Origin of the sequence: Hymenobacter mellowenesis, assembly GCF_030581005.1 — a bacterium.
GTDB classification, from domain to species: Bacteria; Bacteroidota; Bacteroidia; order Cytophagales; family Hymenobacteraceae; genus Hymenobacter; species Hymenobacter mellowenesis.
Genome location: NZ_JAUQSX010000013.1, coordinates 73,912 through 91,139, shown reverse-complemented (window position 1 = coordinate 91,139; position 17,228 = coordinate 73,912). Strand labels below are relative to the sequence as shown.

The 17,228-nt window shown below is 61.0% G+C and carries 7 protein-coding genes; all 7 read right to left on the bottom strand.

Going from position 1 to position 17,228, the window contains the following annotated elements; genetic code table 11:
- Positions 1 to 186: 186 nt before the first annotated feature.
- The 7 genes from rnr to Q5H92_RS21100 all read right to left on the bottom strand — a co-directional run bounded on the left by rnr (position 187) and on the right by Q5H92_RS21100 (position 17,087).
- Entirely contained in the window at positions 187 to 2,673 is a 2,487-nt protein-coding gene (gene rnr / locus Q5H92_RS21130; protein ID WP_305013549.1) for a ribonuclease R, read from the bottom strand.
- Between the two features lie 336 nt (positions 2,674 to 3,009).
- Positions 3,010 to 5,070: an ABC transporter ATP-binding protein gene (locus Q5H92_RS21125; protein ID WP_305013548.1), complete on the bottom strand. Its 2,061-nt coding sequence runs from the start codon at positions 5,068 to 5,070 to the stop codon at positions 3,010 to 3,012.
- A gap of 506 nt (positions 5,071 to 5,576) precedes the next feature.
- Positions 5,577 to 6,245, bottom strand: coding sequence for a lipoprotein signal peptidase (locus Q5H92_RS21120; RefSeq protein WP_305013547.1), 669 nt, complete (start codon positions 6,243 to 6,245; stop codon positions 5,577 to 5,579).
- A gap of 150 nt (positions 6,246 to 6,395) precedes the next feature.
- Complete coding sequence (locus Q5H92_RS21115) at positions 6,396 to 7,067, bottom strand: lipoprotein signal peptidase (RefSeq protein WP_305013546.1); 672 nt, start codon at positions 7,065 to 7,067, stop codon at positions 6,396 to 6,398.
- A gap of 167 nt (positions 7,068 to 7,234) precedes the next feature.
- On the bottom strand, positions 7,235 to 10,639 hold the full coding sequence (gene ileS / locus Q5H92_RS21110; protein ID WP_305013545.1) for an isoleucine--tRNA ligase: 3,405 nt from the start codon (positions 10,637 to 10,639) through the stop codon (positions 7,235 to 7,237).
- Between the two features lie 167 nt (positions 10,640 to 10,806).
- Positions 10,807 to 13,251 carry an efflux RND transporter permease subunit gene (locus Q5H92_RS21105; RefSeq protein WP_305013544.1) on the bottom strand — a complete coding sequence of 815 codons (2,445 nt, stop codon included), beginning with the start codon at positions 13,249 to 13,251 and terminating at the stop codon, positions 10,807 to 10,809.
- 116 nt (positions 13,252 to 13,367) lie between these two features.
- Positions 13,368 to 17,087: a DUF7948 domain-containing protein gene (locus tag Q5H92_RS21100; protein WP_305013543.1), complete on the bottom strand. Its 3,720-nt coding sequence runs from the start codon at positions 17,085 to 17,087 to the stop codon at positions 13,368 to 13,370.
- Positions 17,088 to 17,228 lie beyond the last annotated feature (141 nt).

Sequence of the window (17,228 nt, the reverse complement as noted above, 5' to 3'; positions counted from 1 at the left end):
GTAACCTCACCCCCGGCCCCTCTCCAAAAGAGAGGGGAGCCAGGGCGGCGCTTATAAGGGTAAGTTGAGTGTTGACGGTATCAACAAAAAAGCCCTGACTCTGGCTGAGTCAGGGCTTCTGTTATCGTCAGGCTCCCCTCTCTTTTGGAGAGGGGCCGGGGGTGAGGTTCCGGCGTCAGGGTTCGCCTAGCGGCGCTTGTTACCCTTAAACCCACCCTTACTTCCACCCTTCCCACCGCTACTGTGGTCGCGGTAGCCGCGGGGCTCGCTGTTGCGCTGCTTGCGCTCGTCGGCTTCGCGCTTTTTCACATGGTCGGGACGGTCGTCCACCAGCTCGAAGTCGATGGTGCGGTCGAGGAGGTTGGCGGATTTTACAACTACCATCATCTCGTCGCCGAACTGGATGATGCGCTTGTTGCGGCGGCCCACGATGCGGTAGTTGTCCTTGTCGAGCTCGTACTCGTCGCCGGGGATGTCGCTGATGCGGACCATGCCCTCGCACTTGTTCTCCTCGATTTCGATATACATGCCGCGCTCCGTCAGGCCCGATACCACGCCCTTGAAGGTGTTGCCGATTTCATCGGCCATGAACTCGACCTGCTTGAACTTAATGCTGGCGCGCTCGGCGTTGGCCGCCAGTTTCTCGCGGGCCGAGGAGTGCTTGCACTCTTCCTCCACAGGCTCGACGGCCACGTTCTTGCCGCCGAGCAGGTAGTGCTCCAGCAGGCGGTGGGCCATCATATCGGGGTAGCGACGGATGGGCGAGGTGAAATGAGAGTAGTGGTCGAAGGCCAGGCCGAAGTGGCCGAGCGGCTCGGTGGTGTAGATGGCCTTGCTCATGGTGCGAATGGCCAGGCCCTGCAGCACGTTTTGCTCGGGCTTGCCCATCACCTCGGAGCTAAGGTTGTTGAGCTCGGTGCTGATTTTTTTCGGGTTTTCGAGCTTGAGCTTGTAGCCGAATTTCTGGGCGAAGAGGGCGAAGGTCTGGAGGCGTTCGGGCTCGGGCGCGTCGTGGGTGCGGTACACCATGGTGAAGCGCGGCTTGGTCTTTTTGAGGTTGAACACGAACTCGGCCACCTTGCGGTTGGCCAGCAGCATGAACTCCTCAATCATCTTGTGGGCGTCCTTCCGCTCCTTCACATACACGCCGAGCGGCTTGCCGTGCTCGTCGAGCCGGAACTTCACTTCCTGGGTTTCGAAGGTGATGGCGCCCTGCTTGAAGCGCAGCGCACACAGCTTATGCGCCATGTCGTTCATCAGATTTATCTCCTCGGCGTACTCGCCCTCCTTGCTTTCGATGCGCTCCTGGGCCTCCTCGTAGCTGAAGCGGCGGTCGGAGTGAATGATGGTTTTGCCGAACCACGACTCGTAGAGCTTGCCGTTTTCATCGAGCTCGAACACGGCCGAAAAAGTCAGCTTGTCCTCGTGCGGGCGCAGCGAGCAGAGGCCGTTGGAGAGGCGCTCGGGCAGCATCGGAATCACGCGGTCGACCAGGTAAACCGAGGTGGCGCGGTGCTTGCCCTCGCGCTCCAGCTCGGTGCCGGGGCGCACGTAATGGGTGACGTCGGCGATGTGCACACCGATTTCCCAGTGGCCGTTTTCCAGCTTCTGAATACTCAGGGCATCGTCGAAATCCTTGGCATCGGCGGGGTCGATGGTGAAGGTGGTGATGGCGCGGAAGTCGCGGCGGCGGGCAATTTCATCCTGCTCGATAACCTCGCTAATGCCTTCCGATTCCTCCTCCACTTCCGAGGGGAATTCGAAGGGCAAACCGAACTCGGCCATGATGGCGTTTATCTCGGCCTCGTTGCCGCCGGCCGCGCCGAAGTTGCGGATGACCTCGCCCACCGGCTGCCGGCTGCTGTCCTCCGGAAACTCGTTGATGCGGACTAGCACCTTGTCGCCGTTGCGCGATTCGTGCAGCAAATGCGGCGGCACAAACACGTCGAAATACACCTTGCGGTTATCCGGCTTCACGAAGCCGAGTGTGCCCTGAATCTGGATGCGGCCCACGATTTCGGGGCGCACCCGCTTGAGGACTTCCACCACGTCGCCCATCGGCCGGCCGTCGCGCGAGCCGCTGCGCAGGCGCACCCGCACCACGTCGCCCTGCAGGGCAAACTTGAGCTGGTCGGTGAACACGCGGATGTCGTCGTGCTCGCCCGTGCCCTCCGGCACCACGAAGGCGAAGTTGGGCGTGGCCAAATCGACGGTGCCGATGACCGTGTTCGACGGGGCGCGCTCGGGGCGGTCGTCGCCGTCCACGTAGTCGAAGCCAGCCGAGCGGCGGCGGTGCACAATGGGGTCCTGGCCGAACTCGGCCTGCACCGAACGGTTGCGGGGCGGGGCGATGGGCGAGTCGCCTTTTTTGGTTAATTTTTTGGCGCTGGACGGCATCAAAGCCGCCGCTACGGCGTCGGTATCGGCGAGGCGGTATTCGTCGTTTTGGAGCAGCGTAATGAGGCCGTTTTTGCGCAGCACCTTGATGTGGGCAAAAATCTCCTCGCGCTGGCCCTTGGTCGTGACGCCGAGGCGGCGCGAGAGTTGGCGGTAGGCGAGGACTTTGGTGGGGTTGTCGGCGAAGACGCGCAGGACTTGGTCTTGGGTGATGGCCGCGGGTTCGGGCTTTTCACGCTTGGCGCGGGGAGCCCGGGAGTTTTCGGGGGTATTCATTTGGGGTAAAAGTGGCCGCCGAAAAGTGGTTTGGTCGCAGGCGGCGAGAGCGGAAAAATGAGTGGCTGGCTGGGCCGCGCCGCTTAGTGAAACGCGGGCCGGGCCGGGAGGTTGTAGCGTGGACTCTGCGAGTCCGCGCGGGGTTGGGATTGACGCAGTAGCAACCAGAATCTGGAGCTTCGTCAGCGCTGCTTAAGTAGCGTCTGGCGGCGCAAGGTATTGAGGCAAGCACGGAGTAGCGCGAACCTTGTAGCGTGGACTCTGCGAGTCCGCGCCTGGGCGAACGACTAATCGACCAACGATGCGCGGACTTGCAGAGTCCACGCTACAGCCCAGCTACGCCCGGCTGGCTACGGCGGCTTCGATGTCGGCCAGGCTGTCCTTCGGGATGGCGGCTAGCAGGCCCTGGGTGTATTCGTGTTGGGGGGCGGCATAGATGGCCGCCGCCGGGCCACTTTCCACGATGCGGCCCTGGTGCATGACCAGCAGCCGGTCGCTCATAAACCGGGCCACGGACAGGTCGTGCGTGATGAACAGATAAGTGATGCCGAACTCGCGTTTGAGGTCGTTGAGCAGGTTCAGGACCTGCGCCTGCACCGAGACGTCGAGGGCCGAAACCGACTCGTCGCAGACAATCAATTTGGGCTGCAAGGCCAGCGCCCGGGCAATGCAGATGCGCTGCCGCTGCCCGCCGCTGAACTCGTGCGGGTAGCGCTGGAAATGCTCGTCGCGCAGCCCCACGGTGCGCAGCAACTCCAGCACTTTTGCCTTTTGCTGCTGGCGGGTGCCGCCCACGTTGTGCACGCGCATCGGCTCCCAGATGGCCTCGCCCACGGTCAGCATCGGGTTAAGAGCCGCGTAAGGGTCCTGAAACACCAGCTGCAAATCGCGCCGACGGCGGCGCAAGTCCCCGCTCGACAGCTTCGCCAAATCGGTCCCTTCAAACAGGATGCTGCCCGCCGTTGGTTCCGTGAGGCGGAGCAGCGCCCGGCCCAGCGTGGTCTTGCCGCAGCCGGACTCGCCCACGAGGCCGATGGTTTCGCCGGGGTAGAGCGTGAAGCTGACATCATCTACGGCCCGCACGTAATCGGTGGCGCGGCGGAAGAAGCCCTTGCGGAGCGGGAAGTAGACCTGGAGGTTTTTTACTTCCAGGAGCGGCGCGGTTCCGTTCACCTCACCCCCCGGCCCCCTCTCCCGCGGAGAGGGGGAGCCTGACGGCTGGGTTAGAGTTTGAGAAGAAGCCAAAGATGAAACCGAAGAATCAGTAGCGGCAGAAGCTTCTTCTGAAACGGTTGCTGCATCACCGCGCAGAGCCGGTGCCCCCTCTCCGCGGGAGAGGGGGTCAGGGGGTGAGGTGAACGGGACCGCGCCCGCTTCCACCCGTGGAACATCCCCCAAAACGCCATGTTCCACGGGGAACGTTTTGGCGGTTTCGATTTTATCGTGTAACTGCTGGGCCTCCACTTCGGGCGAAGATTCCACAAGTGCCTCATCTGGCAGCGGAAGTACGGGCGCGGGCTGGGCCAAAAGTTGCCCGCTGGCGTCTTCCCGCATGAAATCGGCCACCACGGGGAGGCGTTTTTTGCCCACCGAGAGGCGCGGACGGCACGCCAAAAGGCCTTTTGTGTACGGATGTTGCGAATTTGAAAAAATATCCAGCACCCTCCCCTGTTCCACGACCTTGCCCCGGTACATCACCAGAATGCGGTCGGCGATTTCGGCCACCACGCCGAGGTCGTGGGTGATGAAGAGGACGGCCGTGTTGTGCTGGCGGCGCAGGTCATCAATCAGGCGCAGCATGCGGGCCTGCACCGTCACGTCGAGGGCCGTGGTGGGCTCGTCGGCGATGAGCAGGGCCGGGCGGCAGGCCATGGCCATGGCAATCATCACGCGCTGCTTCTGGCCGCCCGAGATTTCGTGCGGGTAGCTGCCGAAAATGGCTTCGGGGCGCGGCAGCTGCGCCTCGGTGAATAGCTCGATGGTGCGGGCCTTGGCGGCTTGCTCGCTGAGGTCAGTGTGGAGGCGCAGGGCTTCTACCACCTGGCTGCCGCAGGTGTACACGGGGTTCAGCGAGGTCATCGGCTCCTGGAAAATCATGCCGATGTCGTTGCCGCGCACCTGGCGCAGGTCGGTTTCGGAGAGTTTCAGCAGGTCGGTCTGGCCCAGCTTTTCGGACTGGAAGATTGCCTGGCCGCTGGCAATGAGGCCGGGCGGCATCGGAATCAGCCCCAGCAGCGCCAGCGACGTCACGGATTTGCCCGAGCCGGATTCGCCCACAATGGCCAGCGTTTCGCCCCGATGCAGCTCAAACGACACGTTGTCCACGGCCCGCACGTCGCCGCGGTGGCTGGAGAAGTCAATGGTGAGGTTGGAAACGGTGAGCAGCGGGTTGGGCACGGAGGGAGGGCTTTAGATACGCAAGAACGTAATGTTGAACGTAGCAAAGTATGATTTTAGATACAGAGGAGGTATTTGAGCATTTTAAGATTGGTAGTAGCCAACGACGTATCTTACCCAATGGAAAGCCTCTTTTCTTGTCCTCCATGCGCCCCACGCCTGCATCCCCTTCTCCTAACTCAAACAATAACGCGAAGCACTTAAACGCCATTATTTGGAGTATTTTATTGGTATGTGCTTTGGTAGTGGCCATGAATTACGGCAGCTCAGCCGCCTTGAATCCACTGATAGGTTCGTTCGTAGTAGCCCTCTTGGGTATGGGTGCCAATTTGGTTCTGTTTCTATGGAAACTAGCCACAGGCCATTACAGCCAAGCTATCCGTTACGGCATCGGATTCCTGTTACTTACCGTAGTCGTTTTTTGGATGTGTAGGATGGTCTAACCGAAACAGTAAAATGCTTCACCGCATTCGGTAAGACGTTCTATCCACGCTGCCTCTCCCCTACTACGCCAGCTTCTCAGCATCGGCGGCGACTAGGGGCTGGGGCTCGTTGGGAGCGGCAGCGGGCTGCGATTCGTTGAAAAAGCGGTTCTGGTTGAGCAGAATAAAGGCGACGCCGATGAAGATGGACGAATCGGCGATGTTGAAGATGGGGAAGCCGTTGCTATACGAGCCGCCGATGAGGGGCCAGGATTTGGGGAAATAACCCACGTACAGCGGCACGAAAATCATGTCGATTACCTGGCCGTAGAACCAGCGTGTGGGCGAGCCTACAGGGGCATTATTGTAGATAATTCCGTAGAAAATCGAGTCAATCAGGTTGCCGACGGCGCCGCCGAGGATGAGGGCCATGCAGGCGATGTAGCCGGCCGCCACGCGCTGGCGGCAGAGGCGAATAATGTAGTAAATCAGCCCGCCCACGGCCAGCATGCGGAAGCCAGTGAGCACCAGCTTGCCGTAGGGCGCAGGCAACTCGGCGCCGAAAGCCATACCGGGGTTCAGCGTGTAGGTGAGCTTGGCCCACTGGCCGAAAATCGGGATTTCGCCGGCCGAACCGAGCTGCATGTAGGTGTGCACCAAATACTTCGAGAGTTGGTCTAGCGCGATGATGAACAGGGCCAGCAGGAAGAATTTAGCCGCAGAATGCTGGCGGGTGGTGAGCGTTGGGTGCATTTTAGTGGGGAAGTTGTCCTTTAGCAGAACGAAAGGACAAAGAACGGCATGCCGCAAGTTGTAGCGTGGACTCTGCGAGTCCGCGCATCCCGACAATTCCCGAACGACACCCGTACGGGCGCGGACTCGCAGAGTCCACGCTACAGTTCGCTACCCCAGATTCTCCGAATCTGGAGCTACCAGCGGCTCGCTCTGTTTCTCAGTCACGGACACAGGCTCTTCCTGCTTGAAAAAACGGCTCTGATTTAGCAGAATCAGCGCTACGCCGATGAAAATGGAGGAATCGGCGATGTTGAAGATGGGCCAGAGCGAGACGTACTTCCCTCCTATCAGCGGCCAGTTTTGGGGCAGGAAGCCTTCGTAGATGTCCACGTAGAGCATGTCGATGACCTGACCGTAGAACCAGCGCGTGGGCGAGCCAAACGGCGCGTTGTCGTAGATGATGCCGTAGAAAACCGAGTCAATCAGGTTGCCCACGGCGCCGCCGAGGATGAGGGCCATGCAGGCGATGTAGCCGCCAGCGGCGCGCTGCTTGCAGAGGCGGATGATGTAGTAGCTCAGACCAAACACGGCCATCAAGCGGAACCCGCTGAGCACCAGCTTACCATACGGCGCGGGCAGCTCGGCCCCGAAGGCCATGCCGGGGTTCAGCGTGTAGTGCAGCTTGGCCCAGTGGCCGATGAGCGGGATTTCGCCCGCCATGCCGGGCTGCATGTAGGTGTGCACGGCCCACTTTGAGAGCTGGTCGAGGGCAATGACGAACAGCGCCAGCAGGAAGAATTTAGCCGCGTTTTGCTGGCGAGTGGTGAGCGTTGGATGCATGCAGACGGGGCCAAAAGTGGCGGGAGCGACGGCCTGTTTTATTACCGTCCTTTTGTACCTTTTACAACTGATTGTCTGAGGTTTTGTGCGACCAAAGACGAGCTTATTGACTGTTTGTGCGACCGAGGACTCGCCGGGGTTTTTTATTCCCGGCGAGTCGTTCAGCATCAGGCAGTTGCGACCTCCAATCGGACCGGCACGGAGTAGTCATCAAATTCGAGCACCGAGCCGCCGTTCACATCGGCCGCGAAGGTGAGCGCGAGGGCCTGCGTTTCGGTGCGGATGTAGTCGCCGAACGCGGCCACGGCGGCAGTGAGCTCGGGCTGTGCATCTGCCAACGTGACGCGGATTTTGTCCTGCACTTCCAGGCCCGAGTCTTTGCGCAGGTTCTGGAGGCGGTTCACCAGCTCGCGGGCGAGGCCTTCCTGGCGCAGCTCGTCGGTCAGGGTCACGTCGAGGGCCACGGTGAGGGGGCCGTCGGTGGCCACGAGCCAGCCGGGTAGGTCGTCGGTACGGATTTCCACATCGTCGGGGGCCAGGGTGATGGGCTGGCCATCGACTTCCACCGTGAGGCTTCCCTCCTTCTCCAGCTTCGAGATTTCGGCCGCCGTCATCTGCTGAATGCGGGCACCTACGGCCTTCAGGCGCGGGCCGTATTGCTGGCCGAGGCGCTTGAAATTGGGCTTCACCGACTTCACCAGCACGCCGCTTTCGCTCTCGTCGTCGAGGAATTCGATGTGCTTCACGTTGATTTCGGCGCAAATCAGGTCCTCCACGAGGCCGACTTGCTCCTTGGTCGTGTCGTTCAGCACCGGCACCAGGATGCGTTGCAGGGGTTGGCGCACCTTCAGCACCGACTTTTTGCGCAGCGAGTGGGCCAGCGAGCTGATGCGCTGGGCCAGCTCCATGCGCTCCTCCAGCTTCGGGTCGATGCGGGCCGTGTCGGCCTCCACCAGCAGCGTCAGATGCACCGATTCCGGGGCCAGGGGCGTGTTTTTGGCCACGGCCTCGGCGCGCATGCCATCGGTCATGTTCTTATACAGCCACTCGCCGAAGAAGGGCGCGATGGGCGACATCAGCTGTGCCACCACCACCAGGCATTCCTGCAAGGTTTCGAAGGCAGCGCGCTTATCCTGAGTGAGTTCGCCTTTCCAGAAACGGCGGCGCGAGAGGCGCACGTACCAGTTCGAGAGCTGGTCGGTCACGAAATCCTGGATGGCACGGGCGGCCTTCGTGGGGTCGTAGTTGTCCAGGTGCCCGCGCGCTTCCACAATCAGCGACTGCAGTTTGCTCAGCACCCAACGGTCCAGCTCGCTCAATTCGGCGTGCGGCACGCGGTCAAATTCGCTGGTCTGAAACTCGTCCAGGTTCGCGTAAAGCGCATAGAACGAGTACGTATTGAAGAGCGTGCCGAAGAAACGGCGCTGCACTTCGGTCACGCCGGCGGGGTCGAACTTGAGGTTGTCCCACGGTGGCGCGTTGGCGATGAGGTACCAGCGGGTGGCATCGGGGCCGAACTGCTTGATGGTGGCAAACGGGTCGACGGCGTTGCCGAGGCGCTTGCTCATCTTCTGGCCGTCTTTGGCGAGCACTAGGCCGTTGGCAATCACGTTTTTGAAGGCCACGGAGTCTTCCAACATCACGGCCAGCGCGTGCAGCGTGAAGAACCAGCCGCGCGTCTGGTCCACGCCTTCGGCAATGAAATCGGCGGGGAAATTCTTCTGGAATTGGCCCTCGTTTTCAATCGGATAGTGCCACTGCGCGTACGGCATGGCACCGCTGTCGAACCACACGTCGATGAGGTCGGCCTCGCGGTACATGGGCTGGCCGGTGGGGCTGACGAGGAAAATATCGTCCACGTAGGGCCGGTGCAGGTCCACTTTTTCGCCGTTGGCGTAGGGGTTGTGGGTCATGACTTCGGCCGCCACGGCCTTGTCAATCTCCGCCTTCAGCTCGGCGATGCTGCCGATGCAGATTTCCTCCGTCCGGTCCTGGGTGCGCCAGATGGGCAGCGGCGTGCCCCAGTAGCGCGAGCGGCTTAAGTTCCAGTCTACCAGGTTCTCCAGCCAGTTGCCGAAGCGGCCGGTGCCGGTGCTTTCGGGCTTCCAGTTGATGGTTTTGTTGAGCTCGATGAGCCGGTCCTTCACCGCCGTGGTTTTGATGAACCAGGAATCGAGCGGGTAGTAGAGCACCGGTTTGTCGGTGCGCCAGCAGTGCGGATAGGTGTGCTCGTACTTCTCCACTTTGAAGGCCGTACCGTCGCCCTTCATCTTGATGACGATGCTCTCGTCCAGCGTTTTATAGTCGGCACCGGTTTCGTCGTGGCCGTCGTAGTTCTTCACCCAGCGGCCCGCAAACTCGCCCATTTGGGGCACGTAGCGGCCCGTCCGGTCCACGATGGGGCCGAGCGTGCCGTCGGCATCCGGCACCATCAGCGCCGGGATGTCGGCCAGTTGCGCGGCCCGGAAGTCATCGGCGCCAAACGTGGGCGAGATGTGCACGATGCCCGTGCCGTCCTCCGTGGTCACGAAGTCGCCGTTGATGACGCGGAAAGCCCGCTCCTCGCCTTCGAAGGGCGTAAAATCGAACAGGCGCTCGTACTTGATATCCACCAAATCAGCGCCCGTAAACTCGCCTTCCACGCGCCAAGGCAGCACCTTGTGGTCGCCTTCGGCATAGCCTTCCAGCGGCGCCGCAGCCCCTTTTTCGTTGAAATAACGGCTCATCAACGCCTTCGCCAGCACCACGTGGATGGGCTCGTAAGTGTAGGGGTTGAAGGTGCGGATGAGCTGGTACGGGATATTCTTGCCCACCGCCAAACCGGTGTTGGCGGGCAGAGTCCAGGGCGTGGTTGTCCAAGCCAGAATGTACACGTTGGCATCAGGTCCGGCAGCGGCGAAAAGCTTCTCCGAAACCTCTGTATGCTTCACCTTGAACTGCGCCACCACGGTCGTGTCCTTCACGTCCTTGTAGGTGCCGGGCTGATTCAGCTCGTGCGACGAAAGGCCAGTGCCAGCGGCTGGCGAATACGGTTGGATGGTGTAGCCCTTGTAGAGCAAGCCTTTGTCGTAGAGATTCTTGAGCAGCGCCCAGCAGCTTTCGATGTATTCCGGCTCGAAGGTCACGTAGGGGTCGTTGAGGTCGACCCAGTAGCCCATTTTCTCGGTCAGGTCGTCCCACTGCGCCTTGAAGCGCATGACGGTTTCCTTGCAGCGCTGGTTGTAGTCCTCCACGCTGATTTTCTTGCCGATGTCCTCCTTCGTGATGCCCAGCTCCTTCTCCACCTGCAGCTCGATGGGTAGGCCGTGGGTGTCCCAGCCGCCTTTGCGGGGCACTTGCTTGCCCAGCAGCGTCTGGTAGCGGCCGAAAATGTCCTTCACCGTGCGGGCCATGACGTGGTGAATGCCGGGCGCGCCGTTGGCGGAAGGCGGGCCTTCGTAAAACACGAACGTAGGCTGGCCTTCGCGGCTGCTCACGCTCTTTTCAAAGATGCCGTGCTCCTTCCACCAGGCGAGGATGTCCTCGCCGAGCTGGCCGTAGTTGAGCGGCTGCTTGTATTCGGGGTATTTCATGAATTGGGTTATTTTCAATTCTTTAGAACGTCATGCTGAGCGCAGCCGAAGCATCTCTACCGCAACAGTAAACCCAATCATCGGGAGTAGTTGCGCGGTAGAGATTATTCGGCTGCGCTCAGCATGACGTTCCTTGTTTGACGTTCTTTAGGAGTCCGCTGGTTCAGTTAAATCGAGTAATCGCCTTCGTAGTCGGAGGCTTTGTGCATTTCTTTCAGGTTCAGGTCGGCATCATCATCCTCCTCGTGGTACGACTCATCGTAGTGCCGAATGAGGGCGTTGGTATCCGTGTCGCCTTTGCCATGCTCAAACGTCACGAGCAGAGAGGGCAGCAGTATCAGGTTGGAGAAGTTGGTTATCAACAGCGACGCCGACATTAGCATTCCCAAGGCCTTGGTGCCGCCAAATTCGCTGAAGGCGAAGATGCTGAAACCCACGAACAACACGATGCTCGTGTATATCATGCTGGTGCCCGCCTCACTCAGCGTCACAGATACGGCTTCGCGTACCCGGCCGCCGTTCAGGGCCATTTCCTGGCGGAATTTGGCCAGCAAGTGGATGGAGTTATCCCCATCAATCCCCAGCGCAATCACGAAAATCAGGGCCGTGCTGGGCTTAAGCGCAATGTTGAAATAGCCCATGATGCCGGCCGTGAGAATCAGCGTAACGGCATTGGGAATGAGCGCAAAAAGCACCGTTTTGAACGAGCGGAAGAGGATGAGCACCACCAAACCCACCAGTCCGAAAGCCATGAACAGGCTGTCGCGCAGGGTGTGAATAACGTATTCGTTGCCCTTCGTGAAGATGATGGTCGTGCCCGTGGGGCGGATATCCATGCCCGTCCCTTTGAAGATGCGATTCATCTCCGGGATGATTTTCGTGTTCATCAGCGTATCCAGGTTCTGGGAACCGATGTCGGCGATTTTCAGGCTGATACGGGCCTTCTGGCTGGTGCTGTCGATGAAAGAGCGGAGCAGTTTGCTGTTCATGCCCGCGCCACCAGCCGAGCCGCCGGAGTTGGCTAGCGCACTGAGGATGAAGTTCTTCTCTGAGTTATCGGGCAGACGGTAAAACGACGGGTTGCCATTGTAGAAGGCCTGGGTGCTGGCCTTGAGGAAAGTAACCAAGCTGACGGGCGGCGACAGCTCCGGCTGGGTGCGCAGGTACTTCTCGAACTGGTCAATTTTCTCCAGGTTCTTCAGCTTGAAAAGGCCCTTTTTCTTGTGCGTGTCAACTTCAAATTCCAGCGGCATTACGCCGTTGAAGTGGCTTTCGAAGAAGGCCAAATCGGAGTTCACGGAGCTTTTCTTGGGCAGGTCGTCCACCATGTACGACACGGCTTCGATGCGCGAAATGCCGATGGCGGCCCCCGCCACCAGCACCAGCGCGGCGATGTAGACGGTGGGCCGGCGGTCGAGCACGAGGTGGTCGAAGAACTCCAGCAGCTTGGTGAGGGGCGCGGCATCAAGGTGCTCCAACTGCTTGGGCGTGGGCGGCGGCAGGTAGGTGAAGGCGGCCGGAATCAGGATGAAGCTGATGATGAAAGCCGCGAAGATGTTGATGGTGGCGACCAGGCCGAACTGGTAAAGAATGGCGATGTCGGTGAAGGCAAACACGATGAAGCCCACGGCGGTAGTCGTGTTGTTCATCAGCGTGACGAGGCCTATTTTGCGGATTACCCGCGTCATGGCCAGCATCTGGTTGCCCGATTTGCGGTAGTCGTAGTGGTAGCGCGAGAGCAGGTAGGTGCAGTTCGGGATGCCGATGACGATGATGATACTGGGAATCAGGCCCGTGAGCAGGTTGATTTTGAAGCCCAGCAGCACAATCGAGCCAATGCACCAGATAACGGTGACGCCCACCACAATGAGCGGAAACAGCACCGCCGACCACGTCCGGAAGAACACCAGCAGCGTGATGCCCGTCACAATCATGGCCAGGATGGTGAAGAATTTCATCTCCCCGGCCACCTTGCTCGTCATGGTGGAGCGCACGTAGGGCAGGCCGGCGTAGTGCAGCTTGATGCTGGTTTTCTTCTCAAACTGCGCCGCGAAGCCCAGAATGTTGTTCATCACCGCCTGCCGCTTCGAGGAGTTCAGGTATTTCGGGTCCATCGTAAGAGCCAGCAGCGTGGCCCCGGTGCTGGGGCTAATGAGCTGGCCTTTGTAGAACTCCACGCTGTTCACAACGCGCATCAGGCTATCCAATTCCTTCTGGCTGCGCGGCGGAGCTTTGAAGATGGGCGCGGCTTTGAAGCTGTTGCTGGCCGTGTCCTTGCTGATGTTGAGCAGCTTGCTCACGCTGAGCACGCCGTTCACGCCCTGCACTTTAGCCAGCGTATCGGTGAGCTGGCGGAACTCGTTGAAGTTACCCAGCTTGTAGATGGAGCTGTCCTGCAGGCCGATAACCAGCACGTTGCCGTCTTCCCCAAAGGTCCGCTTGAACTGCTTGAAATAGAGCATGTCCGGGTCCTGCTCGCTCACCACTTGGGCAAAGTCGTAGGTCATTTCCACGTCCTTGGCCTTGTAGGCCATGAAGACGGTGATGGCGGCTAGTATTGCGACCAGCGAGAGACGGAAACGGATGATGAAGACGGCGAGCTTTTCCCACATAAAATCCTGCTTAAGAGGCAAAGTTACGCAACAGGCGGGCGGGCGGTGGCTCGCAAAAAAATACCCTCGGCAGGGTGCCGGGGGTATTTCATCAAACGGATTGGGGGCGTTGCGGTTTAATGCACGACTTCCACCCAGCCTTTCCAGCTAGCGCCTTCGACCCCGGTCAGTTGGTAGTAGTACACGCCGCTGGGGGTGCTGGCGTCGCCCCAGCTGTCGGTATAGCCTTTTTTCTCATACACCAGCCGGCCCCAGCGGTTGAAGATTTTGATATCGACGGGCAGAAAGCTCACGAAGGGCTTGAAGGTGTCGTTGCGGTCGTCGCCGTTGGGGGTGATGACGTTGGGCAGGTCGTAGCGGCGAACAATGATGAGCAGGGTTTTCTCATCGGTGCAGGACGCGGTGCCCACCCGGGCCAGCAGCCGCACTCGGTAGTCGCCGGGCTGGGTGTAGGTGTGCGTGGGGGTGGCCAGGGTGCTGGTTTGCCCGTCGCCGAAGTCCCAGAGGTAGTCGGTGGCGCTGGTGCTGGCGTTGGTGAAGGCCACGGGAGTGTTGGTGAAGACCTCCCGGGCCGTGGTGCCGGGCACGGCCACCGGTTGCGGGTTCACCTGCACCACCACCGTGGCCTGGCTGGTGCAGCCGCCGGGAGCCGTCGCGGTCAGGGTGTAGGTGGTGGTGGCAGCGGGCGTGGCCGTGACGCGGGCGCCGGTGGTGGCGCTCAGGCCCGTTGTCGGGCTCCAGCGGAAAGTGGTGCCCGCCGCGCCGGCATTGCCGGCCGTGAGCGTGGCGGAAGCGCCGAGACAGATGGTTTGGTTGGGGCCGGCCAAGGCCGTGGGCACGGCGTACACGGTCACGGTATCGGTCACGGTCCGGGAAATGGGGCAAGCCGAGGTGTCGTTCACGGTGAGCTGCACCGCGTACCGGCCCGGGGTATTAAACACATGGCTTACCACGCCGGCCTGGGCCGAGGTGGTGCCGTCGCCGAAGCTCCACTGCAGGCTGGTGCCGGCCTGCGGAGTGTCGCGGCGGAAAAACACGTTCAGCGGGGCGCAGCCGGCCCGCAGCACCGTGTTGCCCGTGGCCGTGGCCAAGGGAGTGAATGCCACCTGCAAGGCCGGGCGCACGTGCACCACCACCGTGTCGCGCACCAGGCAGCCCCCCAGCGAAGTAGCCGTGAGGTAGTAGGTGGTGGTCACGAGGGGCGTAGCCGTCACGGTGGGGCCGTTTTGGCTGCTCAGGCCAGTGGCAGGGGTCCACACGTAGGCAACGCCCGCGGTGGCCGGGCCGGCCGTGAGCGTGGTCGAAGTGCCCCGGCAAATGGTGCGGTCGGCACTGGGCTGGAAGGTGGGCACGGCGTATACCTCGACGGTGTCGGTGGCGGTGCGGTTTTGCAGGCAGGCCGTGGGGTCCAGCACCGTGAGGCGCACCACGTAGCGGCCCGGGGTGGTGTAGAGGTGGTTCACCCCGGTGGTTTGAGTCGAAGTGCCGCCGTCGCCGAACTGCCAGTTGAGGTTGGTACCGGCCTGGGAGGCCGGGCGGAAATACACCAGCAAAGGCGCGCAGCCCCGGCGAATGTTTGGGCCGGTGGGGGTGTTCGACTGCACAAAGGAGGCCTGCAGCTGCAGGATGTCCATCTTGAAAGCCGCGTTGTTGTAGGTGCTGCGGTTGGTGGCCGAATACGCATTGGGCGTGGTCACGATGCCGCCGCTCACGCACATCGACTGGTAGATGATGCCGCGCTTGTCGAAGCGCGAAGTGCCGCCATCGACGTGGGGCGAGTTGGTGCCAAAGTAAGAACCGTACACCAGGCTGGTGGCATCGGCGGCCAGCTGCATGAGGTAGAACGACCCGCCCGTGGGCGTGGATAGAATGGCTCCCGGGGTGACCGGCGCCCCCGTAATGGCCCCCAGGTTAAACGAGCCGCCCCAGGCCGACAGCAGAAGCTGGCCGCAGTTATCGACTAGAAAAGCCGTGGGCGAAAAGTTAACGCCGGTGGTAGCCGGCGCCCCCACCTGCGTCGAAAACAGCGAGGTGGTCAGGTCGTGGTTCAGCTTGTGAATAAATAGGCGCGAATTCGTGACCGAATACTTGCCAGCCGTCACTGGGTAGGTGCCATCGGTTTGGCCCAGGATGTAAACGGCGCCGGCGCGGTCAATTTGCACGAAATACGCCTGGTCGTAGCCCGACGTGCCCAGGTAGGCCGTGCGCCGCAGGGTGTTGCCGCTGGCCGCAATGTAGGCCACAAAGCCTTCGGTGCCGCCGTGGGTGCTGGGCCCGGCGCTGCCGGCCGTGCCGGGCAGGGTGGCGCTGGTGCTGCCGCCGCTCACAAACACGTTGCGCACGCTGTCGACCTGCAGCGAAAAGCCCGACTCATCGCCCGTGCCGCCCAGAAACGAGCTCCACTGCAAGGTACTGAGCGTGGAGTTCAGCTTGCCCACCACGGCATCGCTGGCGCCCCCAAACGTGGCTTGGAAGCCCCCCACCACCGGAAAGGTGCTGGATTGGGTCACGGACGTGAAATACACGTTGTTTTGGGTGTCTACCTGCACGTCGCCGCGGTAGTTGTCGCCGTAGTTTTTTTGCAGCGTGCCAATGGTTTGGCCATCGCCGGAGCTGCCACCAATGAAGGTAGAGGCCAGCAGTGTATTGCCGCTGTTGTTGAGCTTACAGAGCACAATATCGGTTCCACCGTTGTGAGATACGTCGTAGGCGCCGCTGGTGGTAGGAAACGAACTGGCATCTGTAGACCCCAGAATGACTAGGTTGCCGGCGTGGTCCACAATCATGCTGTGGGGGTGGTCGGTGCCCGAGCCGCCAATGTAGGTAGCGTACAGCAGCGAGGCGGCGGGCGTAGTGGCGGCCGGGTTGAACTTGAGAATCCCCATGTCGCGCAAACTTGCGAAGCTCACGTCATAAGCCCCGGTGGTCACTGGGAAGCCCTGGCTGAACACCACGCCGCCCGCGTACAGGTTGCCCACCGAGTCGTAGGTGGCCGTGTAGCCGTAGTTGTTGGCCGTCGAGCCCGAGTAGGTAGAATACACCAGCACCGGGTCGATGACCAAGGGCTGGGCGTGGTCGTAGCCCGCGGGCAACGCAAAGGATACCACCTGGCCTTTCAGCTGGAAATGGCAGGGCACGGCCTTGCGCTGGCCGTTCACCACTTGGTAGGCGTAGGGGCGCTGCTCCATCACCTCGCCCACCGACGTGGTGATGCGCAAGGCGCCATCTTCGGCCAGGCCCAGGCGGTCGGCGCCATCGTAGCGCAGCCGGATGCGGGCGGGGTCGGCCTGGGGCGCCAGCTCAAAATCGTATTCCAGCGAGTTTTTCTGGCTGTACACCCGCAGGTCGGTGCCGGGATACAGCTGGCCGTAGCGCACCTCCGCAAAGGCGGGCACGTGCGTGGCCCACAGCTTGGGGTCGTTGCCGAGGAAGTAGTTGCGCTCCGTGGGCACCTTGCCGGTGGTTTCGATGGTCGGGTTCGGGTTGGCCCGGTCGAAGGTCACGGAGTAGGCGTGGGCTTTCACGCGGGCATTGGCGGATGCGCCGTGGTGCTGGAACTCATCGGCCTGGTGCACGTCGTAGAGGGCGTGGGTTAGCTTGTTCTTGCCCAAAAACAGCTTGCCCATGGGCACGTCCACGGCATAAAGCACCTGGTCGGGCCACTGCTTGCGGTTTTGCACAAACTGGCCGCCGGGCTCCTGCGTGGCCGATACCGTTTTTGGGTGGGCCGCTACCGGTTCGGTGGCTGGCCTCGATGCCGCCTGAGCCAGGCCGCTGAGTCCCATTAAAAACAAAGCTCCGCTGATGCGGAGCCCAACCAAAGTAGATTTGGACATGCAGTAAAAAAATAAATGGAGTGTGGATTATTGAAGGAGGTATCTAGTGACTTTCGCAGGCAATCCAGCCCCGGATTGCCTATTAAGAGCCATTATTGCCGATTTATTCTTCACCAAACATTCATCAAATACTGAGCCATA